At 68.1% G+C, this 24,225-nt stretch carries 22 protein-coding genes and 4 pseudogenes; 14 read left to right on the forward strand and 12 right to left on the reverse strand.

Translation table 11 applies throughout. From position 1 onward, the window contains the following. Nucleotides 1-30 precede the first annotated feature (30 nt). The 6 genes from ACHMW8_RS04620 (at nucleotide 31) to ACHMW8_RS04645 (ending at nucleotide 6,506) form a co-directional block, all read left to right on the forward strand. The gene (locus tag ACHMW8_RS04620) at nucleotides 31-1,887 is read left to right on the forward strand and encodes an amidohydrolase (RefSeq protein ID WP_395444889.1); all 1,857 of its coding nucleotides are present in this window, start codon (nucleotides 31-33) and stop codon (nucleotides 1,885-1,887) included. Between the two features lie 2 nt (nucleotides 1,888-1,889). Beyond that, complete coding sequence (locus ACHMW8_RS04625) at nucleotides 1,890-2,324, forward strand: DoxX family protein (protein WP_395444890.1); 435 nt, start codon at nucleotides 1,890-1,892, stop codon at nucleotides 2,322-2,324. A 14-nt stretch (nucleotides 2,325-2,338) separates the two neighbouring features. Continuing rightward, nucleotides 2,339-4,657 (forward strand): alginate export family protein, encoded by a 2,319-nt coding sequence (locus ACHMW8_RS04630; protein ID WP_395444891.1) that lies wholly within the window; start codon nucleotides 2,339-2,341, stop codon nucleotides 4,655-4,657. Between the two features lie 2 nt (nucleotides 4,658-4,659). After that, nucleotides 4,660-4,863, forward strand: coding sequence for a DUF1275 family protein (locus tag ACHMW8_RS04635; protein WP_395444892.1), 204 nt, complete (start codon nucleotides 4,660-4,662; stop codon nucleotides 4,861-4,863). 99 nt (nucleotides 4,864-4,962) lie between these two features. Further along, complete coding sequence (locus tag ACHMW8_RS04640) at nucleotides 4,963-5,826, forward strand: alpha/beta fold hydrolase (protein WP_125155165.1); 864 nt, start codon at nucleotides 4,963-4,965, stop codon at nucleotides 5,824-5,826. A gap of 98 nt (nucleotides 5,827-5,924) precedes the next feature. Continuing rightward, nucleotides 5,925-6,506, forward strand: a complete 582-nt coding sequence (locus tag ACHMW8_RS04645) for a M17 family peptidase N-terminal domain-containing protein (RefSeq protein WP_395444893.1) — start codon at nucleotides 5,925-5,927, stop codon at nucleotides 6,504-6,506. A gap of 156 nt (nucleotides 6,507-6,662) precedes the next feature. On the opposite strand, the gene ACHMW8_RS04650 is transcribed toward ACHMW8_RS04645, so the two are convergent. From ACHMW8_RS04650 to ACHMW8_RS04665, 4 genes and pseudogenes are all read right to left on the reverse strand, one after another. Beyond that, complete coding sequence (locus ACHMW8_RS04650; protein WP_395444894.1) at nucleotides 6,663-7,463, reverse strand: MBL fold metallo-hydrolase; 801 nt, start codon at nucleotides 7,461-7,463, stop codon at nucleotides 6,663-6,665. Nucleotides 7,464-7,645: 182 nt separating this feature from the next. Further along, nucleotides 7,646-8,746 (reverse strand): NADH:flavin oxidoreductase/NADH oxidase, encoded by a 1,101-nt coding sequence (locus ACHMW8_RS04655; RefSeq protein WP_395444895.1) that lies wholly within the window; start codon nucleotides 8,744-8,746, stop codon nucleotides 7,646-7,648. Nucleotides 8,747-8,799: 53 nt separating this feature from the next. Further along, nucleotides 8,800-9,604, reverse strand: a pseudogene (locus tag ACHMW8_RS04660) (alpha/beta fold hydrolase). An 86-nt stretch (nucleotides 9,605-9,690) separates the two neighbouring features. Next, nucleotides 9,691-10,512, reverse strand: a complete 822-nt coding sequence (locus ACHMW8_RS04665; RefSeq protein WP_125155160.1) for an alpha/beta fold hydrolase — start codon at nucleotides 10,510-10,512, stop codon at nucleotides 9,691-9,693. A 289-nt stretch (nucleotides 10,513-10,801) separates the two neighbouring features. On the opposite strand from ACHMW8_RS04665, the gene ACHMW8_RS04670 reads away from it, so the two are divergent. Further along, nucleotides 10,802-11,449 (forward strand): response regulator transcription factor, encoded by a 648-nt coding sequence (locus ACHMW8_RS04670; protein ID WP_125155159.1) that lies wholly within the window; start codon nucleotides 10,802-10,804, stop codon nucleotides 11,447-11,449. Here ACHMW8_RS04670 and ACHMW8_RS04675 read toward each other — a convergent pair. Together ACHMW8_RS04675 and ACHMW8_RS04680 are read right to left on the reverse strand one after the other, a co-directional pair. Continuing rightward, nucleotides 11,446-11,988: a sensor histidine kinase gene (locus ACHMW8_RS04675; RefSeq protein WP_395444896.1), complete on the reverse strand. Its 543-nt coding sequence runs from the start codon at nucleotides 11,986-11,988 to the stop codon at nucleotides 11,446-11,448. The genes ACHMW8_RS04670 and ACHMW8_RS04675 overlap by 4 nt on opposite strands. A 106-nt stretch (nucleotides 11,989-12,094) precedes the next feature. Then, nucleotides 12,095-13,297, reverse strand: a complete 1,203-nt coding sequence (locus ACHMW8_RS04680; protein WP_395444897.1) for a PAS domain-containing protein — start codon at nucleotides 13,295-13,297, stop codon at nucleotides 12,095-12,097. Between the two features lie 224 nt (nucleotides 13,298-13,521). Between ACHMW8_RS04680 and ACHMW8_RS04685 the strand changes: the two genes are divergently transcribed. Beyond that, entirely contained in the window at nucleotides 13,522-14,109 is a 588-nt protein-coding gene (locus ACHMW8_RS04685) for a helix-turn-helix domain-containing protein (protein ID WP_395444898.1), read from the forward strand. 133 nt (nucleotides 14,110-14,242) lie between these two features. Here ACHMW8_RS04685 and ACHMW8_RS04690 read toward each other — a convergent pair whose 3' ends face one another. After that, entirely contained in the window at nucleotides 14,243-15,034 is a 792-nt protein-coding gene (locus tag ACHMW8_RS04690) for a helix-turn-helix domain-containing protein (RefSeq protein WP_395444899.1), read from the reverse strand. Between ACHMW8_RS04690 and ACHMW8_RS04695 the strand changes: the two genes are divergently transcribed. Then, complete coding sequence (locus ACHMW8_RS04695) at nucleotides 15,033-15,164, forward strand: hypothetical protein (RefSeq protein WP_395444900.1); 132 nt, start codon at nucleotides 15,033-15,035, stop codon at nucleotides 15,162-15,164. The two genes, ACHMW8_RS04690 and ACHMW8_RS04695, sit on opposite strands and share 2 nt — an antisense overlap. 187 nt (nucleotides 15,165-15,351) lie before the next feature. Here the strand turns inward: ACHMW8_RS04695 and ACHMW8_RS04700 are convergent, their stop codons facing one another. Then, the gene (locus tag ACHMW8_RS04700; protein WP_125155155.1) at nucleotides 15,352-15,978 is read right to left on the reverse strand and encodes a hydrolase; all 627 of its coding nucleotides are present in this window, start codon (nucleotides 15,976-15,978) and stop codon (nucleotides 15,352-15,354) included. A gap of 226 nt (nucleotides 15,979-16,204) precedes the next feature. Between ACHMW8_RS04700 and ACHMW8_RS04705 the strand changes: the two genes are divergently transcribed. Further along, nucleotides 16,205-16,777 carry a MaoC family dehydratase gene (locus ACHMW8_RS04705; RefSeq protein WP_125155154.1) on the forward strand — a complete coding sequence of 191 codons (573 nt, stop codon included), beginning with the start codon at nucleotides 16,205-16,207 and terminating at the stop codon, nucleotides 16,775-16,777. Between the two features lie 165 nt (nucleotides 16,778-16,942). Next, nucleotides 16,943-17,626 carry a DedA family protein gene (locus ACHMW8_RS04710; protein WP_395444901.1) on the forward strand — a complete coding sequence of 228 codons (684 nt, stop codon included), beginning with the start codon at nucleotides 16,943-16,945 and terminating at the stop codon, nucleotides 17,624-17,626. Nucleotides 17,627-17,634: 8 nt separating this feature from the next. Here the strand turns inward: ACHMW8_RS04710 and ACHMW8_RS04715 are convergent, their stop codons facing one another. The 3 genes and pseudogenes from ACHMW8_RS04715 to ACHMW8_RS04725 all read right to left on the reverse strand — a co-directional run. Beyond that, on the reverse strand, nucleotides 17,635-18,303 hold the full coding sequence (locus tag ACHMW8_RS04715; protein WP_395445896.1) for a sensor histidine kinase: 669 nt from the start codon (nucleotides 18,301-18,303) through the stop codon (nucleotides 17,635-17,637). Between the two features lie 174 nt (nucleotides 18,304-18,477). Continuing rightward, a pseudogene (locus ACHMW8_RS04720) lies at nucleotides 18,478-18,792 on the reverse strand (hypothetical protein); the annotation flags it as partial. An 893-nt stretch (nucleotides 18,793-19,685) separates the two neighbouring features. Next, nucleotides 19,686-20,726, reverse strand: a pseudogene (locus ACHMW8_RS04725) (two-component regulator propeller domain-containing protein); the annotation flags it as partial. A 126-nt stretch (nucleotides 20,727-20,852) separates the two neighbouring features. On the opposite strand from ACHMW8_RS04725, the gene ACHMW8_RS04730 reads away from it, so the two are divergent. Further along, complete coding sequence (locus tag ACHMW8_RS04730; RefSeq protein WP_125155152.1) at nucleotides 20,853-21,215, forward strand: hypothetical protein; 363 nt, start codon at nucleotides 20,853-20,855, stop codon at nucleotides 21,213-21,215. Here the strand turns inward: ACHMW8_RS04730 and ACHMW8_RS04735 are convergent. Next, a pseudogene (locus ACHMW8_RS04735) lies at nucleotides 21,212-21,836 on the reverse strand (response regulator). The gene ACHMW8_RS04730 and the pseudogene ACHMW8_RS04735 overlap by 4 nt on opposite strands. 306 nt (nucleotides 21,837-22,142) lie before the next feature. On the opposite strand from ACHMW8_RS04735, the gene ACHMW8_RS04740 reads away from it, so the two are divergent. Both ACHMW8_RS04740 and ACHMW8_RS04745 read left to right on the forward strand, forming a co-directional pair. Further along, the gene (locus ACHMW8_RS04740; protein ID WP_395444902.1) at nucleotides 22,143-23,072 is read left to right on the forward strand and encodes a helix-turn-helix domain-containing protein; all 930 of its coding nucleotides are present in this window, start codon (nucleotides 22,143-22,145) and stop codon (nucleotides 23,070-23,072) included. A gap of 243 nt (nucleotides 23,073-23,315) precedes the next feature. After that, nucleotides 23,316-24,152 (forward strand): alpha/beta fold hydrolase, encoded by an 837-nt coding sequence (locus tag ACHMW8_RS04745; RefSeq protein WP_199743378.1) that lies wholly within the window; start codon nucleotides 23,316-23,318, stop codon nucleotides 24,150-24,152. The last annotated feature ends 73 nt before the right edge of the window (nucleotides 24,153-24,225 follow it).

The following is a 24,225-nucleotide window of genomic DNA, read 5'->3' on the forward strand; positions in this document are numbered from 1 at the left end:
GCCTTTGCAACCCCGACTTGGAGCGCCCCTATGGCCGCAAGCGACCTGCTGCTGATCAACGGCAAGTTCACCACCCTGGATCGGAGCAACCCGCGCGCCGACGCGGCGCTGGTCCGCGACGGCAGGTTCGCCGCCGTCGGCGAGGAGGGCGAGGTTCGCGCCGCCGCCGGCCCGAACCCGACGATCATCGATCTTGCGGGCCGCCGCGTGATCCCGGGCCTGATCGACAGCCACATGCACATCATCCGCGGCGGGCTGAACTACAATATGGAGCTGCGCTGGGACGGCGTGCCCACCCTGGCCGACGCCATGGCCATGCTGAAGAAGCAGGCCGCCAACACCCCGCCGCCCCAGTGGGTGCGCGTGGTCGGCGGCTTCACCGAGCACCAGTTCGTCGAGAAGCGCCTGCCGACCCTGGACGAGATCAACGCCGCCGCGCCCGAGACGCCGGTGTTCATCCTCCACCTCTACGACCGCGCCCTCTTGAACCGCGCCGCCCTGCGCGCCGTCGGCTACACCAAGGACACGCCCAACCCGCCGGGCGGCGAGATCCAGCGCGACGCCTCGGGCGAGCCCACCGGCCTGCTGCTGGCCCAGCCCAACGCCACGATCCTCTACGCCACCCTGGCCAAGGGCCCCGAGCTGCCGCCCGACTACCAGCTGAACTCGACCCGCCACTTCATGCGCGAGATGAACCGCCTGGGCGTGACCGGGGTGATCGACGCCGGCGGCGGCTTCCAGAACTACCCCGACGACTACGAGATCATCGAGAAGCTGCACGCCGACGACCAGCTGACCCTGCGGATCAGCTACAACCTGTTCACCCAGAAGCCGAAGGCCGAGCTGTCGGACTTCCAGTCGTGGTCCAAGCAGGTCAAGCCGGGCCAGGGCGACGACACGTACCGCCACAACGGCGCGGGCGAGATGCTGGTCTACAGCGCCGCCGACTTCGAGGACTTCCGCGTCGAGCGGCCGGAAATGCCACCAAGCATGGAGACCGACCTGGAGCCGGTGATCCGTCACCTGGTCGAGAACCGCTGGCCCTGGCGGCTGCACGCCACCTATGACGAGACCATCTCGCGGGCCCTGGACGTCTACGAGAAGGTCAATCGCGACATGCCGTTCGACGGCCTGCACTGGTTCTTCGACCACGCCGAGACGATCAGCGATCGCAACATCGACCGCATCGCGGCCCTGGGCGGCGGCATCGCCGTGCAGCACCGCATGGCGTTCCAGGGCGAGTACTTCATGGAGCGCTACGGGGCCAAGGCCGCCGAGGCCACGCCCCCGATCGGCAAGATGCTGAAGGCCGGCATCCCGGTCGGCGCCGGCACCGACGCCACCCGCGTCGCCAGCTATAACCCTTGGGTCTCGCTGAACTGGCTGGTCACCGGCAAGACGGTGGGCGGCGCGCGCCTCTACCCGCCGGCCAACCGCGTCGACCGCGAGGAGGCCCTGCGTCTGTGGACCACCGCCAACACCTGGTTCTCGAACGAGGAAGGCAAGAAGGGCCAGATCGCCGTCGGCCAGCTGGCGGACCTGGCCGTGCTCAGCGACGACTACATGACCGTGCCGGAAGACGAGATCCCGCACCTGTCGTCGGTGCTGACCCTGCTGGGCGGCAAGATCGTCCACGGCGAAGGCGACTTCACCAAGCTCGCGCCGGTTCTCCCCCCGCCGATGCCCGACTGGTCGCCGGTGCGGACCTTCGGCGGCTATCAGGACCGCTCGCGCGGCCACGCCCGGGCTCTCGCCAGCGCCTGCGGCTGCGCCAGCCGCTGCAACGTCCACGGACACGACCACGCTTCGGCCTATACCCGCGCGGCGCCGACCAGCGACGCGCGCTCCTTCTGGGGCGCCATGGGCTGCGGCTGCTGGGCGGTATGACCATGGACACCCCCGCCCTTCTTGGCCGAGCGCGGGACGCCTACCTCGCGCCTTGGGTGCGATGGATCGCCTTGCTCGGCCTCTGCGCGGCGTATCTGCAGGGCGGGCTGACCAAGGCCTTCGACTTCCCGAGCGCCCTGGTCGAGATGGAGCATTTCGGCCTCGCGCCGGCCGCGCCTCTAGCCGCGGCGGTCATCGTCCTGGAGATCGGCGCCTCGGCGCTCATTCTGGCGGGACGACTGCGTTGGCTCGGCGCGCTGGGCCTCGCGGGTTTCACCATCATGGCGACCTTCCTGGTCAACCGGTTCTGGGAGATGGCCCCGCCAGAACGCTTCGCCGCGACCAACGGCTTCTTCGAACATCTGGGTCTGGTCGGCGGGTTTCTGCTCGTCGCCTGGCACGACCTCAAAGGCCGCGACGCCGGCGCGCGCGCCTGACGACAGGATTTCCCATGCGTCTTTCTTCCCTCGTTCTGGCCGCCGCTCTGGCGCTCAACGCGCCCATGGCGGCAAGCGCCCGGCCCGCCGCTACGCCGATGGTCGCCGTCGCGCCGCAATACGACACGACCCATGTCTACGTCGCGCCCCAGGACGTCGACGCCTTCGTGGCGGCGTTTATCGGCGTCTTCGGCGGCAGGAGCACCCGGCAAGTGGTCGCCACGGTGACGCCCACGCCCAGCAGCACCACGTCCCAGCTCCTGCAGACGCCCGTCGGGACCGTGTCCCTGTTCGGCTTCAAGACGCCCGCGCCCTATCCGTTCGGCGCCGAACGGACCGGCTATCTGGTCGAAGACATGGACGTGGCGGTCAAGGCCGCCCGCGCCACCGGCGCGGACGTGATCGTCGAGCCCTTTCCCGACCCCATCGGACGCGACGCCGTGATCCAATGGCCAGGCGGCGTCAACACCCAGCTCTACTGGCACACGAAGACGCCGGACTATCCGGCGTTCGAGACCCTTCCGGAGAACCGGGTCTATGTGTCGAGGGACCGCGCGGACGCCTTTCTCAAGAGCTTCGTCGCCTTCTCCCATGGACGGATCGTCTACGACGACGCCAAGGCTTCGGCCCGGGAGATCGGCCGTCCCGCGGAGACCTTCCGCCGGGTTCGGGTGAGCTCCAATTTCGGCAAGCTGACCGTCATGGTCACCGACGGCCACTTGCCGTTCCCGTACGGTCGCGAGATGACCGGCTACGAGGTCGCCGACCTCGAACGCTACGCTCGCCAAGGCCCGCAGCCTCGGCGTCCAGGTGCTGGTCGAACCACAGGACCTCCAGGATCGCCGCAGCGCGATGGTGAGCTTCCCCGGCGGCTACATCGCCGAGATCCACGCCGGGCGGCGTTGATCATGTCGCCAGCCCGACATCACTTCGCGGGACTTCTGCTCGCCGCCGGCATGTCTCTGGCCAGCGGCGCGCATGCGCAGACGGCCGCGTCGGAGAGCACGGCCGACAGCGCCGTGAAGTCGCCTGCCCGTCCGGCGATCAAGACCAACCGCTGGCAGGAGGACTGGTCGGCCCTGGCCGATCCCGCCCTTCGCACCGAGCCGCTCGACCGCCTGAAGTATCTGCCGCTGGGCGACGCCGGATATCTCACCCTGGGCGCGACCCTGCGTGAACGCGTCGAGACCAACAACGCCGCGGCGTTCGGCGTCACCGGATCCGACGACACCTACGTGCTTCAGCGCCTCCAGGCGCATGCTGACGCCCGGCTGGGCGAGAACTGGGAGGTCTTCACCCAGCTCGAAGACGTGCGCGCATTCGGAAAGCGCCAGCGCGGCGGCGCCGACCAGAACCGGCTCGACCTGCGCCTGGCCTTCGTCGCCTATGAGAACACCACCGCCCAAGGGACGTTCAAGGCCAGGGTCGGGCGCCAGGACATGGCGTTCGACAAGCAGCGGTTCATCTCCTCGCGGGACGGACCCGCCGTGCGGCAATCGTTCGACGCGGTGTGGGCCGATTGGGAGACCGGTCCGTGGCGGATCCTCGGCTTTCTGAGCCAGCCGGTGCAGTACGCCGACAACAAGGCCTTCGATGACACCTCCAGCGGCCACTTCCGCTTCGACATGCTGCGCGTCGAGCGCCATGTCCTGGGGACCAACGAGCTGTCGGCCTACTACGCGCGCTATGCGCGCTCCTCGGCCCGCTATGGCGACGCCGCGGGCGAAGAGGACCGCGATGTCTTCGACGCGCGCTACGCCGGCACGGTCGGGGCGCTGGACTGGGACGTGGAGGGCATGGCCCAGCGCGGCTCGGTGGGGCCAAGCCAGGTCCGCGCCTGGGCGCTGGGCGCCATCGGCGGATACACGCTCGAGAACGTGACCTGGACGCCGCGCCTGGGCCTTCAGATCGACGCGGCCAGCGGCGATCGCCACAAGGGCGACGGCAAGGTCGAGACCTTCAACCCGCTCTTCCCCAACGGCGTCTATTTCACCAAGGCCGCCTACACCGGTTACGTCAACCTGACGCACGTTCGCCCGTCGGTGACGGTCAAGCCCAACGCCAGGCTCTCGGTGCAGATGGCCGTGGCGGGTCAATGGCGCCAGACGACCCGAGACGCGATCTACACGGCGCCCAACATCGCCCTCCCCGGTTCGGCGGGGGTCGGCGGACGCTGGACGGGCGCCTACGGCCAGGTCCACGCCGACTATGTCTTCAACGCGCATCTGACCGGCCTGATCGAGGCGGTCCACTACGAGGTCGGCCGGTCCATCCGCGATGTCGGCGGCCGTGACAGCGACTACCTCGGCGTCGAACTTAAGTTTGGATGGTGACCATGGCCCGATCCCTCAGCCTGCCGCTGGTGATGAGCTTCAACGGCGGCTCTGTCGACACGGCGGGGTTTCTGGCGCTGCAGGGTCTTTTCACGGCGCACGTCACCGGCGCGTTCAGCGCGGCGATGATTCAGGGCGCCAGCGGCGGCGCTTTGACGGCCACTGAGGTCGTTTACCGGCGCCCGGAGCAAATTTGCAGAGATTGAAGCAAGCCCTGGCCGCCACCCGGCGGCCAAGATTTCGACGGCGTCGGGCCGCTTCTACTTTCCCAAGGCGTGACCTCCACGCCGCCCTGGATGAACACGATGATTCAAGCCGAAAGCCATACCGTACGCGCCAACGGCATTCGCCAGCACTATCTGGCGGCGGGCGAGGGCCCGCCGGTGATCCTGTTGCACGGCTTTCCCGAGACCTCCTACGCCTGGCGCTACCAGATCCCGGTTCTGGCCGCGAAATATCGCGTCATAGCGCCCGATCTTCGTGGCTACGGCGAGACCGACAGACCCTCGACCGGTTACGACAAGCGCACCATGGCCAATGACGTTCGCGCGCTGATGGCCGAGCTCGGCATCGAGAAGGCCGCCATTGTCGGCCACGATCGCGGCGCCCGCGTCGCCACCCGGTTCGCCAAGGACCATCCTGGCCTGATCGATCGCCTGGTGGTGATGGACAATGTGCCCACGCGAATTGTCGCGCGCGAGATGAAGCCCGCCGTGGCCAAGGCCTACTGGTTCTTCCTCTTCCACCTAGTTCCCGATCTCCCCGAGGCGCTGATCGCCGGGCGTGAGGATCTGTGGCTTCGTCACTTCTTCTCCGACTGGTGCTACGATCCCCACGCGATCTCGGGCGAGGCCTTCGACACCTACGTGGCGGCCTATCGGCGCCCCGGCGCGGTGCATGGCGCCATGCTGGACTATCGCGCCAACGCCGAGGATCTGGCCCAGGACCAAGTGGACGCCGACGTGAAGATCTCCGCGCCGACGCTGTCGCTGTGGGGCGCCAATTTCTACGCGGTGGGCGAGATGTTCGACATGGCCGCGATCTGGGCGGAAATGGCCTCTGACCTGCGGACGGCGGCGATCCAGCGCTGCGGACACCTCCCGCAGGAAGAGCGTCCCGAGGAGGTCAATCGCCTGTTGCTCGACTTCCTCGCCCCCTGGGAAGGCTAGGCTTTGGTGCGCCGACGCTCGGCCCTGTCGACCGCAAGCTCCTCCTGCCGGATCGCGCCCCGGACATGACGGGACCAGAGCGCCGTTGGGTTGGACGCGTGGCGGGCATCGACATCGAGGTGGCCGCCGTCGACGCCGTCACCGCGGCCGTCGACCTGGCGGTTGCGGGCCTCTTCACGCGAGAGGTGTCGCGCCTGGCCGGGGGCATGGAGCATCTGGACCGCGCCCTGCAAAGGGTTCCGACCCGCCTGCGGGACGAGGGCGTCTTCACGGGCGCGGCCTCGAGCTCGATCCTCATTCGCCACCCGCCCGCGCCGATCATGTCCGGCGCGATCCTGGTCGTCGGCCTAGGCGAGCCAAGCGAGTTCGCACCGGAAGTGTTGGCGAACGCCACCCGCCGCACCTTCGACACCGCCATGCTGCTAGGGGCTCAATCGATCGCCTTCGCGCCCAGCATCCTGGACGGCGGCCTGGTTCCCGACGGCGACGAGAACCTGAGCCAAGCCATGGTGACCGGCATCGCCCAGAGCGCGCGAGCCGCTCGGCGGCTGGCGGCGCTGGGGTTTTCCCCACCCAGTCCCCTGGTCTGCTGGCGGTTCGCCGCCAGCCCAGCGCACTTGGCCAAGGCCGCGGACGCCTTTGGCCGCGCCGTCGCGGGAACGCCAGATCCGCGTGAATGAGGGCGCCGTCCACAGCTGAGGATTCGACCTGGTCAGCAGGTGGTCGCCGAGGCGGCACTGGACGGCCGGCGCATCGAAGGCGACGCAGGGTCAGGATGCGCCGGACCCGCCGTCGCCTCGCCAGTCTTCGGCCTATGCCGGTCCTAACGGGCCGCGCTACCGGTTCAGGCTATAGTTGACCGGCGTCCAGATGAAGCGTCCCGCCCCGGCGTCGCGCACATAGCCAAGGCCTGGGAACGAGATATGGGCGGCTGCTATAAGGTAACCCTTGGCGGCCGCGTCGGCGAAGACACTCTGGCGTGCGGCGATCGCCGCCTTGTCGTCGCTGTCATAGCGGATCGCCACGGCGGGATCCTCGAACTGGACCGGCGCGAAATGAACCGTGTCGCCCCAGATCAGGAGTTTCTGCCCCTTGCTTTCGACCGCGTAGTAGGCGTGACCCGGCGTATGGCCTGGAGAGAGGATGGTGCGAATGCCTGGAGCGACCTCCTCGTTCTCGGAAAAGGTCCTGAAGCGGCCTTGGGCGATATAGGGCGCCAGCACCTGCTGGGCGCCGTCGAACATCGGCCCCAGGAAGGGGGCGGCTTTGCTACGATTGCCGTCGTCCAGCCAGAAGTCTGCGTCGCGCTTGGAGGCGTGGATCACGGCCCTGGGGAAGACGGCCTGGCCCTTCAGCATCACCCCGCCCACATGATCGCGGTGCAGGTGGGTGAGGTAGATCTCGTCGATCTGGTCGGGCCGGTAGCCGGCGGCGACCAGGTTGGCCAGCAGCAGGCCGCCGTCCTTGCCGTAGAGTTCGCCCGCGCCGGTGTCGATGAGGATGAGCTTGTCGCCGGTGTTGATCAGGAAGGCGTTGATCATGCCTTCGACCGGAGAGGTCATGTGTGAGCGCGCAAGCAGCCTCTCGACCTCGCCCGGTTTGGCGCCCACCGCCAGTTTGTCGACGTCGACCCCCATGGGTGCCATCCAGCAGCGCGGTGACCTCGTAGTCGCCCAGACTGTAGCGATAGAAGCCCGGCGCCTGGGCGTGGGCCTGGGGCGCGCCGGCCCGGGCGGGCTGCACCGCGGGCGGGGCCATCGCCATCAACACCGCCGCGGCGGCGGTCACGAAGAAGTACGAGCGCATGGCGGCGTCCTTGTCAGGGGATGAAGAGGTGGGGAAAGCGCCGGGGCTGGCAGCGAAGGTATTGGCTGGGAACGTGCACGCTGGCGCCAAGCCTGGCGGCCGCATGCCACGGCCAGCGTGGGTCGTAGAGCATGGCCCGGGCAAGGCCCACGAGGTCGGCGTCACCGACGCCGATAATGGCGTCCGCATGCTCGGGCTCGGTGATCAAGCCCACCGCGATGACCGGAATGTCGACCACCTGGCGCACGGCCCGGGCGAAGGGGACCTGATAACCGGGATAGGGCGCGATCGCCTGATCGGGCGAAAGACCGCCCGAGGAGATGTGCAGGTAGTCCGCGCCGCGCGCGGCGAGCGCCTGAGCGAGCGCCAGCGTCTGCTCTAGGTCCCAGCCGCCGGCGACCCAGTCGGTGGCCGACAGGCGCACCCCGACGGGCCGTCCGGCCGGGAAGGCCTCGCGAACCGCCTCGAAGACTTCCAGCGGCAGGCGCATGCGATTTTCGAGCGAGCCGCCGTAGGCGTCATCGCGCTGGTTCGCCAGCGGCGAGAGGAACTGGTGGAGCAGATATCCGTGGGCGGCATGGATTTCGATCAGGTCCAGGCCCAGGATCGCCGCCCGCCGGGCGGCGGCCACGAACTGGGCGCGCACCCGGGCGAGCCCGTCTGCGTCGAGCGACAGGGGCGTCGTGCGATCGTGACGAAACGCGAGCGGCGACGGCGCGAGCGTCCGCCAGCCGCCTTCGGCCAGAGGCAGTTGCGCACCGCCGGTCCAGGGAGGATGAACCGAAGCCTTGCGGCCGGCATGGGAGAGCTGCACGCCAAGGGGCGTGGGCGACCAGGCGCGGACGGCTGCGAGCACATCGCCCAGGGCCTTGGCCGTCTCGTCCGAATAGAGGCCAAGGTCGGCGGCGCTGATCCGACCTTCCGGGGCCACGGCGGTGGCCTCGAGAATCACCAGACCCGCGCCGGAAACGGCCATCTGGCCAAGGTGCATCTGGTGCCACGCGCCAGCCTCGCCGCTCTTGGCGGAATACTGGCACATGGGCGCCACCACGATGCGATTGGCCAGGGCCAGGTCGGCCAGGCGGATCGGCTGGAACAGGGAACTTGCGGTCATGGTCGCCTTCGCAGGGACGAGCGCCGGGCTCGGCGAGGAGCCCGGCGCGGTTGTCAGCGGGCCTGGGCCTGCACCGACTTGACGGCGTCTTCGATCACCGCGGCGACTTCGGCCGGGTGCGACAGGAGCGACACGTGGCTGGCGGCCAGGACCGTGGTCTTGGCGTTGATCTTCTTGGCCAGGTCACGCTCCATCTGCGGGTTGATGACCCGGTCGTTGGCCGAGACGATGTACCAGGAGGGTCGCGTCTTCCACGCCGCGTCGGTGACCTTGTCGCCGAAGGTGCTGGCCGCCAGCGGCCCTTGCGTCACCGCCAGGGTCCTGGCCTCGACCTTGGGAATGTCCGGCGCGAAGTTCTCAAGGACGCCCGCCTCGCTCTGTCGCAGGAAACCTTGGCCGTCGTCGACCGCGGTGCTCAGGGCCGGGGGGCTTTTCGTAGGCGCCGACGAGATCGCCGCCCGACTGGCCATCGCTGTTGGCGAAGGCGGCGACATAGACCAGCGCCTTGACCTTCGGATCTGTCCCGGCCTGGGTGATCACCGTCCCGCCCCAGCTGTGGCCGACCAGGACCACCGGCCCCTTGGCGTTGTTCAGGACGCGCCGGGTGGCGATGACGTCGTCGGCCAGTGACGTCAGCGGGTTTTGCACGCTGAGCACGGTGACGCCCTTGGCCTGCAGCAGCGGGATGACCTTATTCCAGCTCGAGGCGTCGGCCCAGGCGCCGTGGACAAGCACGACGGTGACCGGGCCAGAGGCCGGCGTTTCGGCGGCATGGACCGGGGTGACGGCGAAAAAGCCGGCGGCGGCCAGGAGGACCGAGGCGGCGGCGCTGACCGCCAATTTCTTGAGGGTGTTCATGAGTGATCTCCGGCCGCGCCGCCACGCGGCGCGCCTATGCGAGGGTGTCGGGAGAGACCTGCGGCGTGCGCGGGCCAGGGCGGGTCTCAGCCTTTCAGGAAGGCCAGGAGATCCTCGTTGAGCTGATCCTTGTGGGTATAGACCAGACCGTGTGGCGCGCCCGGATAGATCTTCAGCTGCGAGCCGGGGATCATGGCGTGGGCGAGCTTAGAGGTGGTGTTGATCGGCACGACCTGGTCGTCGTCGCCGTGGATGATGAGGGTGGGCACCGTGAAGGCCTTCATGTCGGGCCGGAAGTCGGTCTGGGAGAACGAGCCGACGGTATCGTACATGGCCTTGATCGACGCTTGGTTGGCGATCTGCAGCGTCTGGGCCTTGATGCCGTAGGGGACGTCCTTGCCTTCCCGATTTGAGCCGAAATAGGTGTCGGCGAAGCCGTTGACGAAGTCGCTGCGGTCGTTGAGCAGACCCGAGCGGATCCAGTCGAACACCGAGGGATCGACGCCGTCGGGATAGTCGGCGCTCCTGCCGAAGATCGGCGTGATGCAGGAGACGAGCGCGGCCTTGGCCACGCGCGCGGTTCCGTGGCGGGTGAGGTAACGGGCCACGTCGCCGCCGCCCATGGAGAAGCCGACGATCGTCACGTCCTTGACGTCGAGATGGTCGAGGACGGCGGCGATGTCGTCGGCCAGGGTATCGTAGTCGTAGCCGGTCCAGGGCTGGCTCGAGCGACCGAAACCGCGACGGTCGTGGGCGACGACGCGATAGCCGTTCGAGGCCAGGAACATCATCTGGTATTCCCACATGTCGGCGCTCATCGGCCAACCGGCGCTCATGAAGACGACGGGACCCGCCCCCCAGTCGTTGAAGTAGATTTCGACTCCGTCGCGCGTGGTGACCTTCGACATGGTGACTCCTTCAGTCCGCGGTTGAAGCCGCCGGCGCCGTTCGAGGCCGCCAGCAACGTCGCGACCCTAGGCCCGCCCGAACAGCCCGGGCTTGTATCGCTTGGGCGCGTTTGGGTGTGGGTTGCTGCAAAGCGCGGCGCCGCCCGCCCGGAGCCGGCGGCGACTTGGATAAAAGGGCTGGGTTTGGAACGAGAGGGCGGTCGAAGCGCAGCGCGCGTCTTGGCGCGCCTTGAGGCGCTGGCGGCGTCTTCGTAAGAGCGTTGCGAGTTTGAGTTTTCAGGTGCGAGTCATGCCCACGACCACGACCGCCGGACGGTCCAGGGCGGACGATGCCGCCCAGACGGTCCTGATCATAGACGACAACGAACTCTTCCGCGGGTCGATGGACACCCTGTTCCGGTCCATAGGCTTGAAGACGGCCCTCTACGCGTCGGCCCAGGAGTTTCTCGACGCGCCCATGCCGCAGACGGCCAGTTGCATCGTCGTGGACGTCCGCATGCCCAAGATGAGCGGACTTGATCTTCAGATGGAGCTGGTCAACCGGCGTGTGCGCACGCCGATCATCGTCATGACCGGGCACGCGGACGTGCCCATGACGGTCCGGGCGATGAAGGCCGGCGCCATCGACTTCCTGGCCAAGCCGTTCAGGGACCAGGACATCATCGATGCGGTCACCGCCGCTCTCAGCAAGGACGCCGCCCGCCGTCGTCAGGAGTCCGACAGCTTCGATGTCCAGGCGCGGTTCGAGGCGCTGACCCCGCGCGAGCGCCAAGTGATGCTGCTGGTCGCATCAGGGCTGATGAACAAGCAGGTCGCCGGCGAGCTGGGGCTGCAGGAGATGACCGTCAAACTGCACCGCGCCAGCCTGATGAAGAAGATGCAGGCGCGCTCGCTCGCCGACCTCGTGCGCATGGCTGACGCCATCGATCCTGGCTAGTCGGGCCGGTCGGCCAGGGGCAGCCGGATGCGCACCTGTCCGCCCGGGCGATGGGGGCCGGCCGCCAGGATATGCATGGAGCCTTCGTGCGCCGCCACGGTGGAGGCGCAGATCGCCAGGCCAAGGCCCATGCCGCTGGCCTTGGTGGTGTAGAAGGCCTGGCAGGCGCGCTCGGCCGCTTCTTCGGAGAAGCCCGGGCCGGTGTCCAGGACATCCAGGACGACATGACCGGCCTCGAGATGCGACCGGAGGGTCAGGATGCGAGGCGCAGGGGTTTCGGACATGGCCTGTGCGGCGTTGAGCATCAGGTTGATGAGAACCTGTTGAAGGAGCACGCGCTCGCCGGCGACCTGGGCTTGGGCGCAACCCAGTTCCAGGATCAGCTCGACGCAGGCGGCCTCCAGGTCACGGCTCACCCAGCGGGCGGATTCGGCCACGAGCGGGTCCACGGCCAGATTGGCCAGCCGGGTCGGAGCCTGGGCGAGCAGGTTGCGCACGCTCTTGACGACCTCTCCGGCGCGATCGCTCGCGCGCGCCACATCGGCCAGCGCCAGGTGCGCCTCGTCCAGGTTGGGCGGATCCTGCGCCAGCCATCGCCGCGCCGCTCCAGCGGCGTTGGAGGCCGCGCTGATCGGCTGATTGACCTCATGGGCGATGGAGGCGGTCAGAACGCCGATCGAAGCTGCACGGAGGGCATGGTCGAGCTCGGCTCGCGCCTGGTTCGAGGCGCGCCTGGAGCCTTCGGCGTTCCGTGAGGTTGAAGACCGAAGCCTGGATGCTGTCCAGGCAGGCGCCGCCGGGGGGGAAGGACAGGGCGACGATGACGGGAATCAGCTCGCCCGAGCGGCTGCGCACGGCGGTCTCGGATTCAAACCTCTCATGGCCCTCGTCGATGGCGATCAGGCATTGCTCGAAGCTCTGGTCCGTCTCCGGAAGAAAGTCGTGCAGGTGGGCGAAGAAATCGGTCTTCTCGGCCACGCCCATCATCTTGAGCGCAGTCGCGTTTACGTCCGTGATGCGGACCATCGCCCGGGCCTCACGGACAAATTGCGGATTTTCGGCCAGATAGGCCCTCAGATCGGTGACCCCGGCCGCGTGTAACGCTTCGAGCGCGGCCTTCACCGGCCTGAAATCGTGCTCCCAGATCGAAACGGCCAAGGTGTCGAAGATCGTGCGGTAGCGCGCCTCGCTTCGCCTCAGCGCCTCAATGGCCTGATGAAGCTGGGTGACGTCGGTGTTGGTCTCGAGGATCACCGCCTGCCGCCCCTCGTCGAGTTCGAGGGTCCATTGGCTCAGGACCGTACGGATCTCGCCGTCGCGCCGCCGCTGGACGATCTCCCCCTCCCAACGCCCCTTGCGGGAGAGATGTTCGAGGATCGCGTCTAACGGCTCGGGAAATCGTGTGTCCAAGACCTCGTGCGCCGCACGTCCAAGCATCTCCGCGCACGGCCAGCCGTAGAGCCGCTCGGCGCCGCGGTTCCAGAACGACACGCGCCCTTGCCAATCGCGCGTGAAGAGCGCGTCGGAGGTGACGTCCAGCAGCCTTGCCTGCGTGACCAGCAACTGTCGGGCCGCATGGTTGCGCTGCATCAGCAAGGCCGCGGCGGAGATCGCCGCCAGACTGAACACCAGGCGTAGGAGGGCGGCGAGAGACGGGGCGTGACCGTGCGCCACCAGAAAGCTGACGACCGCCAGCGCCGCGCATCCGACGGATAGCATCCAGATGCCGCGTCCGGAGATGACGTCCGCGGCCAGCATCAGGACGACGACATAGAGCACGGCCACCGCGCTGCTCAGCGCCGTGAAGGTGTCGATCCAGAAGATCGCCGCCCCGATGACCAGAGCCACGCCGAGCCGAGGCCAGCGCTCCTGCAGGGAGGCGCGGACAGATGGGCGGGGCTTGAGAATTAGAACCTGCGGGGTCAAGGGCGGCGCGTCTCCGCCGCCACCCCAAACCAAGGCATAGGGTCACCAAACTTAGTCGATACGCTCAACCAACGTCCGTTCGATGGTTCCGGCTCGACTTGGTCTCCTAGTCTCCTGGTCACCGAGGGCGGCTGGAGACCAGGACGATGTTGCAGATCAATTGCGAGCACAGCGGACTGCGCAGCGCTGCGCCGCTCAACCGAACCTACGCGCCGCGAGCCTTGAATCTGGTCGAGCGGCTGCGCGCAGCGATCGACGAGGATCCGCAATCGGCGCGTCTGATGCTTGACGAGCTGAGCGTCGTGCTCGCTCCGGCGCTGGCCGGCGAAGGGCCGAGCTTCGCGTCCGTCGTCCCCGCCTCCCCTCAGCGCGGCGGTCTGGCCGCATGGCAGCTTCGCCAGGTGAAGATCCATATCGAGGAGAATCTCGCCGACCGCCTCCACGTCGAGACCCTGGCCTCGCTGGCGCGATTGAGCACCAGCCATTTCTGCCGAGCCTTCAAGAACAGCACCGGCGAGACAGCCCACACCTACATCATGCGCCGTCGGCTCGAGCGAGCGCAGGCGTTGATGCTCGGGACGGCCGAGAGCCTTTGCCAGATCGCCGCCGCCTGCGGTCTGGCCGACCAGGCGCATCTGACTCGTCTGTTCCGCCGCTACACCGGGCAGACTCCGTTCAATTGGCGGCGCACCTTCCGCACCCTCGACCCGGCGCTGGCCCTGCCGGCGGCTTGACAAAGACAAAGGCGCAGGGGTCATCCAGCCGGCCCAGAAAGATCATTGGCGTGCATCACAGGACGGGTGGCGCGGTCGCGGCTGGCGATCTTGTAGATAAGTCCGTTTTTGGGATCTGAAGGCCGTTTGCTGGTCAAGGCCGCAACTGCCTGCGCCAGGCGCCGGGCGTCTGCCCCGTCACCCGCGTGAAGACCCGGGTCAGGTGACTCTGGTCGCTGAAACCGCAAATCGACGCGATCTGAGCGATCGGCATATCTGTCGAGAGCAGGGCCTTGGCCTCCGACACGCGGTGCTCGATCAGCCAGCGATGGGGAGTCACGCCGGTGGCGGCGCGGAAGGCCTTGATGAAATACCCGCGTGACAGGCCGCATTCTTCGGCGATTTCGGCGATCGAAACGTCGCGTCGGCTGTGGGCGGCCATGAAATCCGTCGCTCGGACCTTCTGCCGATTGGACAGGCCTCCGCGGTGCGGATGCCCGCTGGTCTGGCCATAAGCATGGAGCAGGTGGGCGGCCAGGGCGTAGGTCATCTGATCCACGAAGAGGCGTGAGGCGCTGGCCGGGTCGGCCAAGGCCGGCGCCATGGCCTGCGCGATCTGGTAGACCACGTCGTCGCGCGCCCCCTGCGGACTGCGCAGTTCCACGAGCTTTCGCCGTCCCTCGCCCTCGGCGAAGGCGGCCAGCTCGGCTCTGGGCAGATGGAAACGCACGTTGTCGAACGGCGAGCGATGGTCGCATCGCCAGGTCTCCCGCATGTCCGTGATCGCCAAGCTGCCGGCGGCGTGACCGCCCGCATGGATCAGTCCGCCGCCGCGGTAGAGCCGGTGGTCGGCAAAATCCCGAAGCTGGACGATGACGCTGTAGCCGTCCGAAAGCGGAAGGGTCTCGCCGGGCGGAAGATCGTGGCGCTGCGAAGAGATCCGCATGATCGAGAAGGCCTCGCCCGACAGCCTGCTGATCTGGATCCCAGGCCTCGTCATGAGCGATGGCGCGTCGGCGCAATCCCTCTGGATGGGGTCGGTCAACCGCGCCCCCCGCGAGATCGCGCCGATTTAGCAAAGCGCGGCGGCTCCTCGGGACCCCAGGTCAATTCGCCTCAAGACAGCTCCTCGTCCGGCCGGCGCGGTGTTGCGGTCCCGCAGCGGACACGACTCAAGATCCGAGCCTTAGGGCGCAGCTGGAAGCCGCGCTTGAACAAAAGGGACGGAACTTGCACAAAAGTCGCCGCCGATCCGGACTGGCGTCAGGCCGGGCGGATCATGTCCCTGGCGTAGGCCAAGCCGATGCCGTAACCGCCCGCATGGTCTTCGACGATGGCGCGGGCGGCGTCGTAAGTGGCCTTGCGGGTCCAGTCGCGCTGCAATTCCAGCAGAACCTGGATCCATGACGTCATGGCGGCCCCGGCGGCCTCCAGACGCCGAAGGGCCAGGTCGTGGCTGGCGGGCGTGAGGCCGCCACAGGCGTCGCCGACCACGAAGACCTCATATCCGGCCGCCAGAGCCGAAAGCACCGGCTGGGTCACGCAGGCCTCGGTGAGCAGGCCCGAGACAAGCAGGCGCCGTCGCCCCGACGCTTCCACTGCCGCCCTCGCCGCATCGTCCTCCCAGAGGTTCATGCTGCGGCGCTCGAAGACCTCGACGTCGGGGATGACCGAGCGAACGGCGGGCATGACCGGACCGCTATAGACCTTGGTCGCCGAGGTCGAGGCGATGACCGGAATCCGGAAGGCGGCGGCCGTCTTGGCGAGGGCCACGACGTTGTTGAGCAGGCCTTGGCGGTCGATCGAGCCGACACCGAAGGCCAAGCCTGCCTGCTGGTCGATCAGCAGCAGGGCGCAATCTTGCGGTTCGAGCAGATGGGTTCGGGTCATGGACGCCTCCGGGGTTGAGCCTGTTGGTCCTAGCGCGACGTGCGCCCCGCGGGCTTGGACGGGGTGTCGCCGTTTTGCCTCGAACGCCGGTGACGTGGCCGCGGGCGCTTTGCATCCAGACGGTTCAAACGATCGCCTGTCGGGCCAAGACCGTCCCGGGGCCGGCCGCCATGCTCGCCGGGTTGAATGAGGCGAGCTTCATCCTTGACCTCGACGGAGATAGACCATGAGCCAAGGCTTCGACCCTTCTCGCTTCCAGATCGTGCCGCCGCGGCGGTTCGAGGACCTGAAAATCGGCGAGGTCTTCCGGGCGCCGAGTCGCACGGTGACGGACGCTCACGCCACGGCGTTCCAGGCCGTCTCGTGCGACAACCATCCTATCCACTACGACCAGACCTACGCGCGTGCGCACGGTCATCGCGCCCCGGTCGTCCATGGGCTGCAGGTCCTGGCGTTCACGGCGCCGGGCGCGACGCTGTTGCCGCATGTCTTCGGCGCGGTGTTCGTCGCCTTCGTCGAACAGAGCTGCGCCTTCCTGGAGCCGGTCTATGCCGGCGACACCCTCTATCCGGCCTTGGAAATCACCGCCCTGACGCCGCAGGGCGACACCGGCCTGGTGACGACGGCCGTCACCGTCCACAATCAGGACGGCGCGCTCGTGCTGGAGGGCTCCCACACCTACCGCCTTCGCACCCAGCCATCGCTTTGGGAGCCCTCCTCCCCGACCGATCAGGACCGGCTTCTCGACGAAGCGCTCGAAGAAACCTTTCCCGCCAGCGATCCCATCTCGCCGAGCTGAGCGGCCTTCGCGCGCGGCGGACGCGGCGTCACGCGCGGCCTTGCGACGCTCTCATGCGGCAAGGTTATGGCGCATTTTTAGAAACGATGACTTTCCATCATTTCCATTTCGTACAGAACCGCGTGGCTGCATCTTCGTACGCCTAACACCAGGAAAGCATGCGCAGTGGCCAACCTTGCTCAGACCGCATCCGTCTTCATCGCCGAGCATCGCGCGCTGGGCGCGGCGCTCGTCGGCCTCGTCGCCTTCGGCGAGTCGATGATGGTGGTGGGCGCCTTCCTGCCGGCCACGGTCCTGCTGATCGCCGCGGGGGGCCTGATCGCCGCGGGATTGCTGGACGGGCCTTCGGTGCTCCTTTGGGCGACCGTCGGGGCCGTGGCGGGCGACAGCTTGTCGTTCGCGATCGGCAGGACGTTGGGGCCCCGCCTTCTACGGGGGCGGCTTTTGAAGCCTCACGCCCGCGCCATCGCCCGCACTAGGCTTCTGATCCGTCGCTTCGGCGGCCTGACGATCTTCATCGGCCGCTTCGCCGGTCCGCTTCGCGCGCTGGTCCCGGTCATGGCGGGCATGGCGGGCATGCCGCAACGACGCTTCCAACTGGTCAATTTCGCCTCCGGGATTGTTTGGGTCGCCGCTTTCGTGGGCCCAGGCTATGCGGGCGCTCGCGGCATGGCGCTCTTGTCGCATCTGAGCTGGCAGGCCCTGGCCCTCTCGGCGGCCGCTTTTCTGCTGGCGGCGACGGCAGCGTTCAATCGCCGCCGGATCGTCGGGGCGGTACGCCTTGGCCTGCCGAGTATCCGCGCCAGCGCGGCCATCCTGGGTGGCGCGCCTCAACTGGCGGCGCGCTAGGGCCGGCTTCAGACGGGCCGACGCAGATCCCACCAACGCCGCGGCGCGGCTCTGTACGCCGAGCTCGACGGGACGACCAGCTCGACTTCCACGCCGGCCGCAGGCCGGCTGCGGATCGCCAGCGCCCCTCCGATCCTCGCGGCGCGCTCGCGCATCCCCGTCAATCCGAAGTGCCCCTGACGCCCCCCCGCCACGAGCACGGCCTGTTCAATCCCCACGCCATCGTCGCGCACCCTGACGCCCAGCTGGCGCGGGTCGTAGGTGACTTCGATCACCACAAGCTTGGCCTTGGCGTGGCGGTACGCGTTGAACAGCGCCTCCCCCACGATCATCTCGATCTCGTCGGCGACGATCGGATCGAGCGATTGAACGGCGCCCTCGGTCAGCAGCCGGGTCTCGACCTTACGGTCCGGATCGGCGCGGGCGGCCAGTTCGGTGAGCGTCAGCGTGAGATCCTCCCCGCTGGCGGTCCGCAAGCTGCGCACCCGCTCGCGCGCCTCGCGCATGACGTCGTCGGCGCGATCGAGCGCGCTCTCAAGCTGACGGTGGGCGGGAAGGTCCTCAGGCACATGCCGGGTGGCGGCATGGAACTTCAGCATCAGGCCCTGCATGCCCTGAAGGAGGGTGTCGTGGAGGTCGCGGGCGATGCGTTCGCGCTCGGCGATGCGATCCTGCATTCGGCTCTGGATGCTCCGCGAGACCTGCCGAAGACGCAGGGCGTAGGCCAGCCAGGCGGCGAGCGCGCCGGCCAGGATGCACAGCGCGGCGAAAAGCTTGCTCTGCGCGAAGGTCGGCGGCAGCTCAAAGCGCAGGCTTGCGCCGGTCTCGTTCCAGACGCCGTCTTCATTGGCCGCCTTAACCTGGAAGACGTACCGACCGGGTTTGAGGTTGGTGTAGAAGGCTTGCCGGCGGCGCCCGGGTCGACCCAGTCGCGATCGACGCCTCCTAGCTTGTAGCGGAATTTGACGCGTTCGGGGGTCGACAGGCTCAGGCCCGCGTAGTCGATCTGCAGGCTCCTGGCGCCCTTTGGCAAGACGACGTCCTGCGGCTGGAGCGTGGCCTTTCCATCGACCGTCATGCTGGTGATGGACACAGGCGGCGCGATGCGATTTCGGTAGAGGTTGCGGGGATCGATGACAAAGACGCCCGAGGTGGTGGCCAGCCACACGCGACCGTCACCGCCGACGGCCACCGCATCCCTGAGGGCTCCGGTGCCCGACCCGACGAGGCCGTCCAGGAGCGAAAAGGTGCGGCTCGGCGGCGTGAAGGCCTGATCGTGGAACGCGCGATCAAGGTCCGACGCTCGCACCTGGGTCACCCCGCCCTTGGCCCGCACCCAGGTGGCGTCGCCGGGCGCGCGGGCGAGGCCGTTGATGTCTTGCAGCCAGGACAGACGATCGTCGCCGATGAATCGCGCCTGGTCCTTGTCGAGGCGCGTCAGGCCATTGCTCGACACGACGATGGTCGCGCCGCGATCGCGCCGGATCTGGACGAGGTTGCCGGGGAAGAAGCGCTCGGCGCCATAGTCGATCGGCTTCAGACTTTCCGCGTCCGCCTGGAAGAGGCGGCGGTTTCGCACCAGCAGCGCTCTCCCGGCCCCATTGGCCACGACCGATGAGAAGTCCGGGATGTCCTCGGCCCTGTAGGCTCGCCAGCGCGCGCCGTCCCAGCGCCGGGCGGGCGCGTCCTCGGCGGTCACCCACAGGCCGCCGGCGTCGTCGACGGCGCAGGCCCTGGTGCGGGACGGCGCAGACGGGAGGCGAACCTCGGTGCGGCGACCATCCTGAACGCGGAAGACCCGATCGGGCCGCCCGGCGCCTTGCGCTGCGAACATCCAGAGGACGCCGGAGCGGCCTTCGCAAATGACCCCGGGATTGAAGTCGCTGAACCAAGGCTTGAGTCCCTGACCAGGCTCGGCCTTGAAGAGGGCCTTGCGGTCGCCCACCAGCACGGCGCCGGCCAGGGTGGCGGTAATGCTGTAGCCGAAGGGCGAATCCGCGCCGATGATCGGCTGGCGCATGACGTTGGCATGGCGGAACCGGTCAAGTCCGCCGTTGGTGCCGACCCAGATCGTTCCTTCGCGATCTTCGAACACCGCCCAGACGACCTCGCCGGTCAGCCCGTCCTTGACGTTGAAGCCTTCGACCTTGCGGGATTGGGCGGGACCGCGGGTCGCGGTCGCCTGGGCGCGGACCCGGAAAAGGCCCGCCCCGAACCCTCCGCCCCACAGGTTCTGGTCGTGATCGACGAGGATATGGCTCCAGCGCGAGGCGGTTGCGACCAGCTCGGCGCTGCCGGGCGCGATCCGCCCGCTGCGCGGGTCGGCGAAGCGCCGCACGCCCAGGGAGTCGCCGATCCAAAGCCGGCCGGCGCCGTCTTCGGCCAGGCCCGGCCCGACGCCAACGCTCGTCTGCACGGTGCGGATCGTCTGTGTTCCCGGCGCGAGATAGCCCAGCCAGTGGTCTCTCCCGAACCACAAGGTCCCGTCACGCGCCGGATGGATCGTCGTGAGCATGCCCGGCGGCAGGCCCCAGTCGGCGCCCATGATCCGCCAGACGCCGTTGTGGAAGCGTGCAAGCTGGCTGTTGTTGCTCCCGAGCGCGACCCACAACGCGCCGTCCTTGTCCTCGGCGATCGCGCGAACCGTAGCCCGAACCCTCCTGTGTTCCAGGTAGGTGAACCGTCCCCGCTCATAGACCCCGACCCCGCCCAGATCGAACCCTACGACCAGCGCGCCGGACCGCGTCACCAGCAGGGCGTTCACGCCGGAGCCGTGGCGATGCTTGGGATTGGGCGTCGCGATCGGTTCGAACCGCGCGCCGTCATAGCGGTAAAGTCCATCGTCGGCGCCGAGCCACAAAAATCCGTCCGGCGTCTGGACGATGGCGCGCACCTCGGTGGGCGCCCCGTCGTCGGAGGTCCAGCGCGTGTGGTGATATTGCGCAAGGCTGCGGGCGGGATCCAAGGCCAGGGCGGGCTGCAACCCTGCGAGCAAGAAGAGTATCGCCCCAACAAGGCAGGACCGCCAAGGCGCGCGCGCGCCCAGCCTGGTGCCCCCCTGGCCGACAGCCTTCGATTTGGCCCAAGCTCTGCGCAACATGAACCTCACGAGGTGACGACACTCAAGCCTGCCCAACCGACCAGCGCTCTGGAGACCGTTTGGGTGGCCCCCAGCCCCCCTGGACGGAGCTGACGCGAGCGCAGCCGATGGCCTAGACTTTCCATCATGGCCAGATCCTTTCCGATTTTTCCCGTCGGCGCGACCGGCGTGGGGATAGCGCTCGCTCGAGCCGCCTGCGGCCTGCTGCTGGCCCTAGGCTCGGTGAGCGCCGGACGGCCCGATTGGATGGAGTTGCCCGCCGTCCTGCTGGCCATAGCCCTGGTGCTCGGAATGTTGACCCGGATCGCCGCGCTGCTCGGCGCGCTGCTTACCGTTGTCGCCGCGCCCAACCTGCACCAGGCGCCGCTCGTGGTGCTGCTTCTGTGCGCCATGAACATCGGCTCCCTGGCCTGCACCGGCGCGGGCGCCTATTCGATCGACGCCCTGCTGTTTGGCCGGTCGAACATCCGGCTGCCGGGGCAAGGCTAGATCTGGATAATGCCCCGACGATGGGCGACGGTCACGGCCTGGGTTCGATCGTCCACGTCGAGCTTGGCGAAGATGTTACGCAGGTGACCCTTGATCGTGTCCTCGGAGAGGGACAGCGCCCGGGCGATCTCCTTGTTGGGTCGGCCGGAGGCCACCCGCCGCAGCACCTCCACCTCGCGATCGGTCAGCGCCTCGCCGATCGCGTTGACGGCGATCTCGTGGGCCACTTCCGACTGCAGATCGGCGCCGGCCCGCGTGGACGGCCCGGATGGTTTCGATGAGCTCCCGCCGAAGGCTGCTCTTGAGGAGATAGCCGCTGGCCCCGGCGCGAAGGGCTCGAAGCGCCTGGGCGTCTCCGGCGTAGGTGGTCAGGACCACGATCCGCGCATCGGGCGACTCGGCCCGAATCGCGCTGATCGCCGAGACCCCATCCGCGCCCGGCATCTTCAGGTCCATCAGGGTGACGTCCGGTGCGAGCGCGATGAACTTGGCCAGCGCCTCGGCGCCGTCCCCGGCTTCGCCGGCGATGATCATGTCCGCTTCTGCGCCGACCACGGCGGCCACGCCTTCGCGAAGCATCGGGTGATCGTCGACGATCAGGACGGAGATCTTGTCACCCATCTGTGCGCGCAGCGTCCTTGGGATGCTTACCGAGCCCCGGCCAAGGCCGGGTTCGAAAAGCGGATATGGGCCGGTTTGCCCCCATCCTCGAAGCTAACCAAATGGAGACGCGCCAGCTAGTCCCACACCCTGCCCGGACGCGAGGACCGCGCCCGGTGACCGAAGGACGGTCGATGACGCTGCGTCCGTTGAGCCGACACGGGCGGATCGAACGACACTTTAGTGTGGGGCCCAAGCCACCCGCCCGAGATTTACCTTGAACCGGCGCTGGCCGACGCTGGGCGGCTTTCCCGACGGAGTCCGGACATGGCCTGCATCGCGCGATCGATGGATCGAACGCAGACGCGAGAGGCGAGCGCAAACCCGGCCGACGCCATCGAGATCCACGAAGTCGACAGTCAGCGGGCTCCCGTCCGGCTTCCCGACGTCGGCCCAGCGATCCTCGTGCGGCATATGCTGGGGCCTTATCTGGGCGAGGCCGACGTCGGCGCTCCGGGGGCGTCCAGGCTCCTGGCCTTGCGCGCGGGCGCGACGCTGATCGAGGACCTCCAGCTTGGGTCACGCCTTCGGATGGCCCGGCCCTTCCACGCCATCGACGTCGTCATTCCCTGGTCGGTGCTGGACATCATCGCCATCCAGGCCCACGCCGCGCCGATCGAGGGCCTGGAGGCGTCCTCGGGCGTCGATCTGGCCGACCCGACCATCGAACATCTGATCGGCGCGATGCTCGCGCCGCTGGGCGAAGGCTTCTTCTCCTCACGGCCTTATCTGGCCCACTTGAAGCTGGCCCTGGCCACGCACGTCGCCCACGCCTACGGCCGGCCGCGCCCGCACGAGCGGCTGGCGCGCGGCGGTCTCGCGCCACATCTCCTCCGCCGCGCCCAGCAGATCCTGCAAAGCAACCTGCAATCGGGCCTCTCCCTCGTGACGCTCGCCAAGGCTTGCGGCCTCTCGACGCGCCATTTCGCGCGCGCTTTCCAGGAATCGGCGGGGGTCACCCCGCACCAGTGGATGACCACCGCTCGCATCACGGCGGCAAAGGCCATGATGCGCCAGACCGCCCTGCCGCTGGCGCAGATCGCCGACCTGTGCGGCTTTTCCGACCAGAGCCACCTGACGCGCGTCTTCAAGCGCGAGGAAGGCCTGCCGCCGGCAAGCTGGCGGCGCGATCACCGCCAGACGCGGGAGTCCTGTCGCGGCGTCGGCGGCGTGATTGGAGCGGTTGGTCCAAACTAGCGACACGGCGGTTCAAGCCTTCGGCGGGCCGCCCCCCCACAGTGGCCTTGGATCGAATGCACCGCAGCTGGGCGCGATCGCAAAGGGATTCAGATGAGCCAAGACCAACCCGAAGACGCCGGCGCGCCGCGCCGCGCCGTCCTCACCGCAGGCCTGAGCCTCGCGGCCCTGACGGCCATGCCGTCGCTTTCCCCGGCGTCGGCCATGGCCGCGCAATCCACCACAGCCAAAGGAATTCCGCACATGAGCAGCGGCTATGTCACCACCAAGGACGGCGTGAAGATCTTTTATAAGGACTGGGGCCCCAAGACCGCCCAGCCGATCGTGTTCCATCATGGCTGGCCGCTGAGCGCCGACGACTGGGACGCCCAGATGATGTTCTTCGCTCTGCAGGGCTATCGGGTCATCGCCCACGACCGCCGTGGCCACGGCCGTTCGGACCAGACCGACACCGGCAACGAGATGGACACCTACGCCGCCGACGTGATCGCCCTGACCGATCACCTGGACCTGAAGAACGCCGTGCACATCGGCCACTCGACCGGCGGCGGCGAGGTCGCCCACTATGTCGCCCGCGCCAAGCCGGGCCGCGTGGCCAAGGCGGTTCTCATCGGGGCCGTGCCGCCGATCATGGTCAAGACGCCGGCCAATCCCGGCGGCCTGCCGATCGAGGTGTTCGACGGCTTCCGCGCCTCTCTGGCCGCCAACCGCTCCCAGTTCTTCCACGACGTGGCGGCCGGCCCGTTCTACGGCTTCAATCGCGAAGGGGCGAAGGTCTATCCCGCCGTCGTGGAGAACTGGTGGCGCCAGGGCATGATGGGCGGCGCCAAGGCTCACTACGACTGCATCAAGGCCTTCTCGGAGACCGACTTCACCGAAGATCTGAAGAAGATCGACGTGCCGGTCCTGATCCTGCACGGCGAGGACGATCAGATCGTGCCGATCGCCGACAGCGCTCTGCTTTCGGCCAAGCTGGTCAAGAACGGCACGCTGAAGACCTATCCGGGTTATCCGCACGGCATGGCCACCACCCACGCGGACGTCATCAATCCGGACCTGCTGGCCTTCATCAAGGGCTAGTCCGTTCCGCCCCCCCGCCGGGCGCCCCTGCACCGCAGGGGCGCCCGCTGCTGCGTCCGGACGCCGGAAACGG

This window comes from Caulobacter sp. UC70_42, from assembly GCF_044056025.1.
GTDB lineage: Bacteria > Pseudomonadota > Alphaproteobacteria > Caulobacterales > Caulobacteraceae > Caulobacter.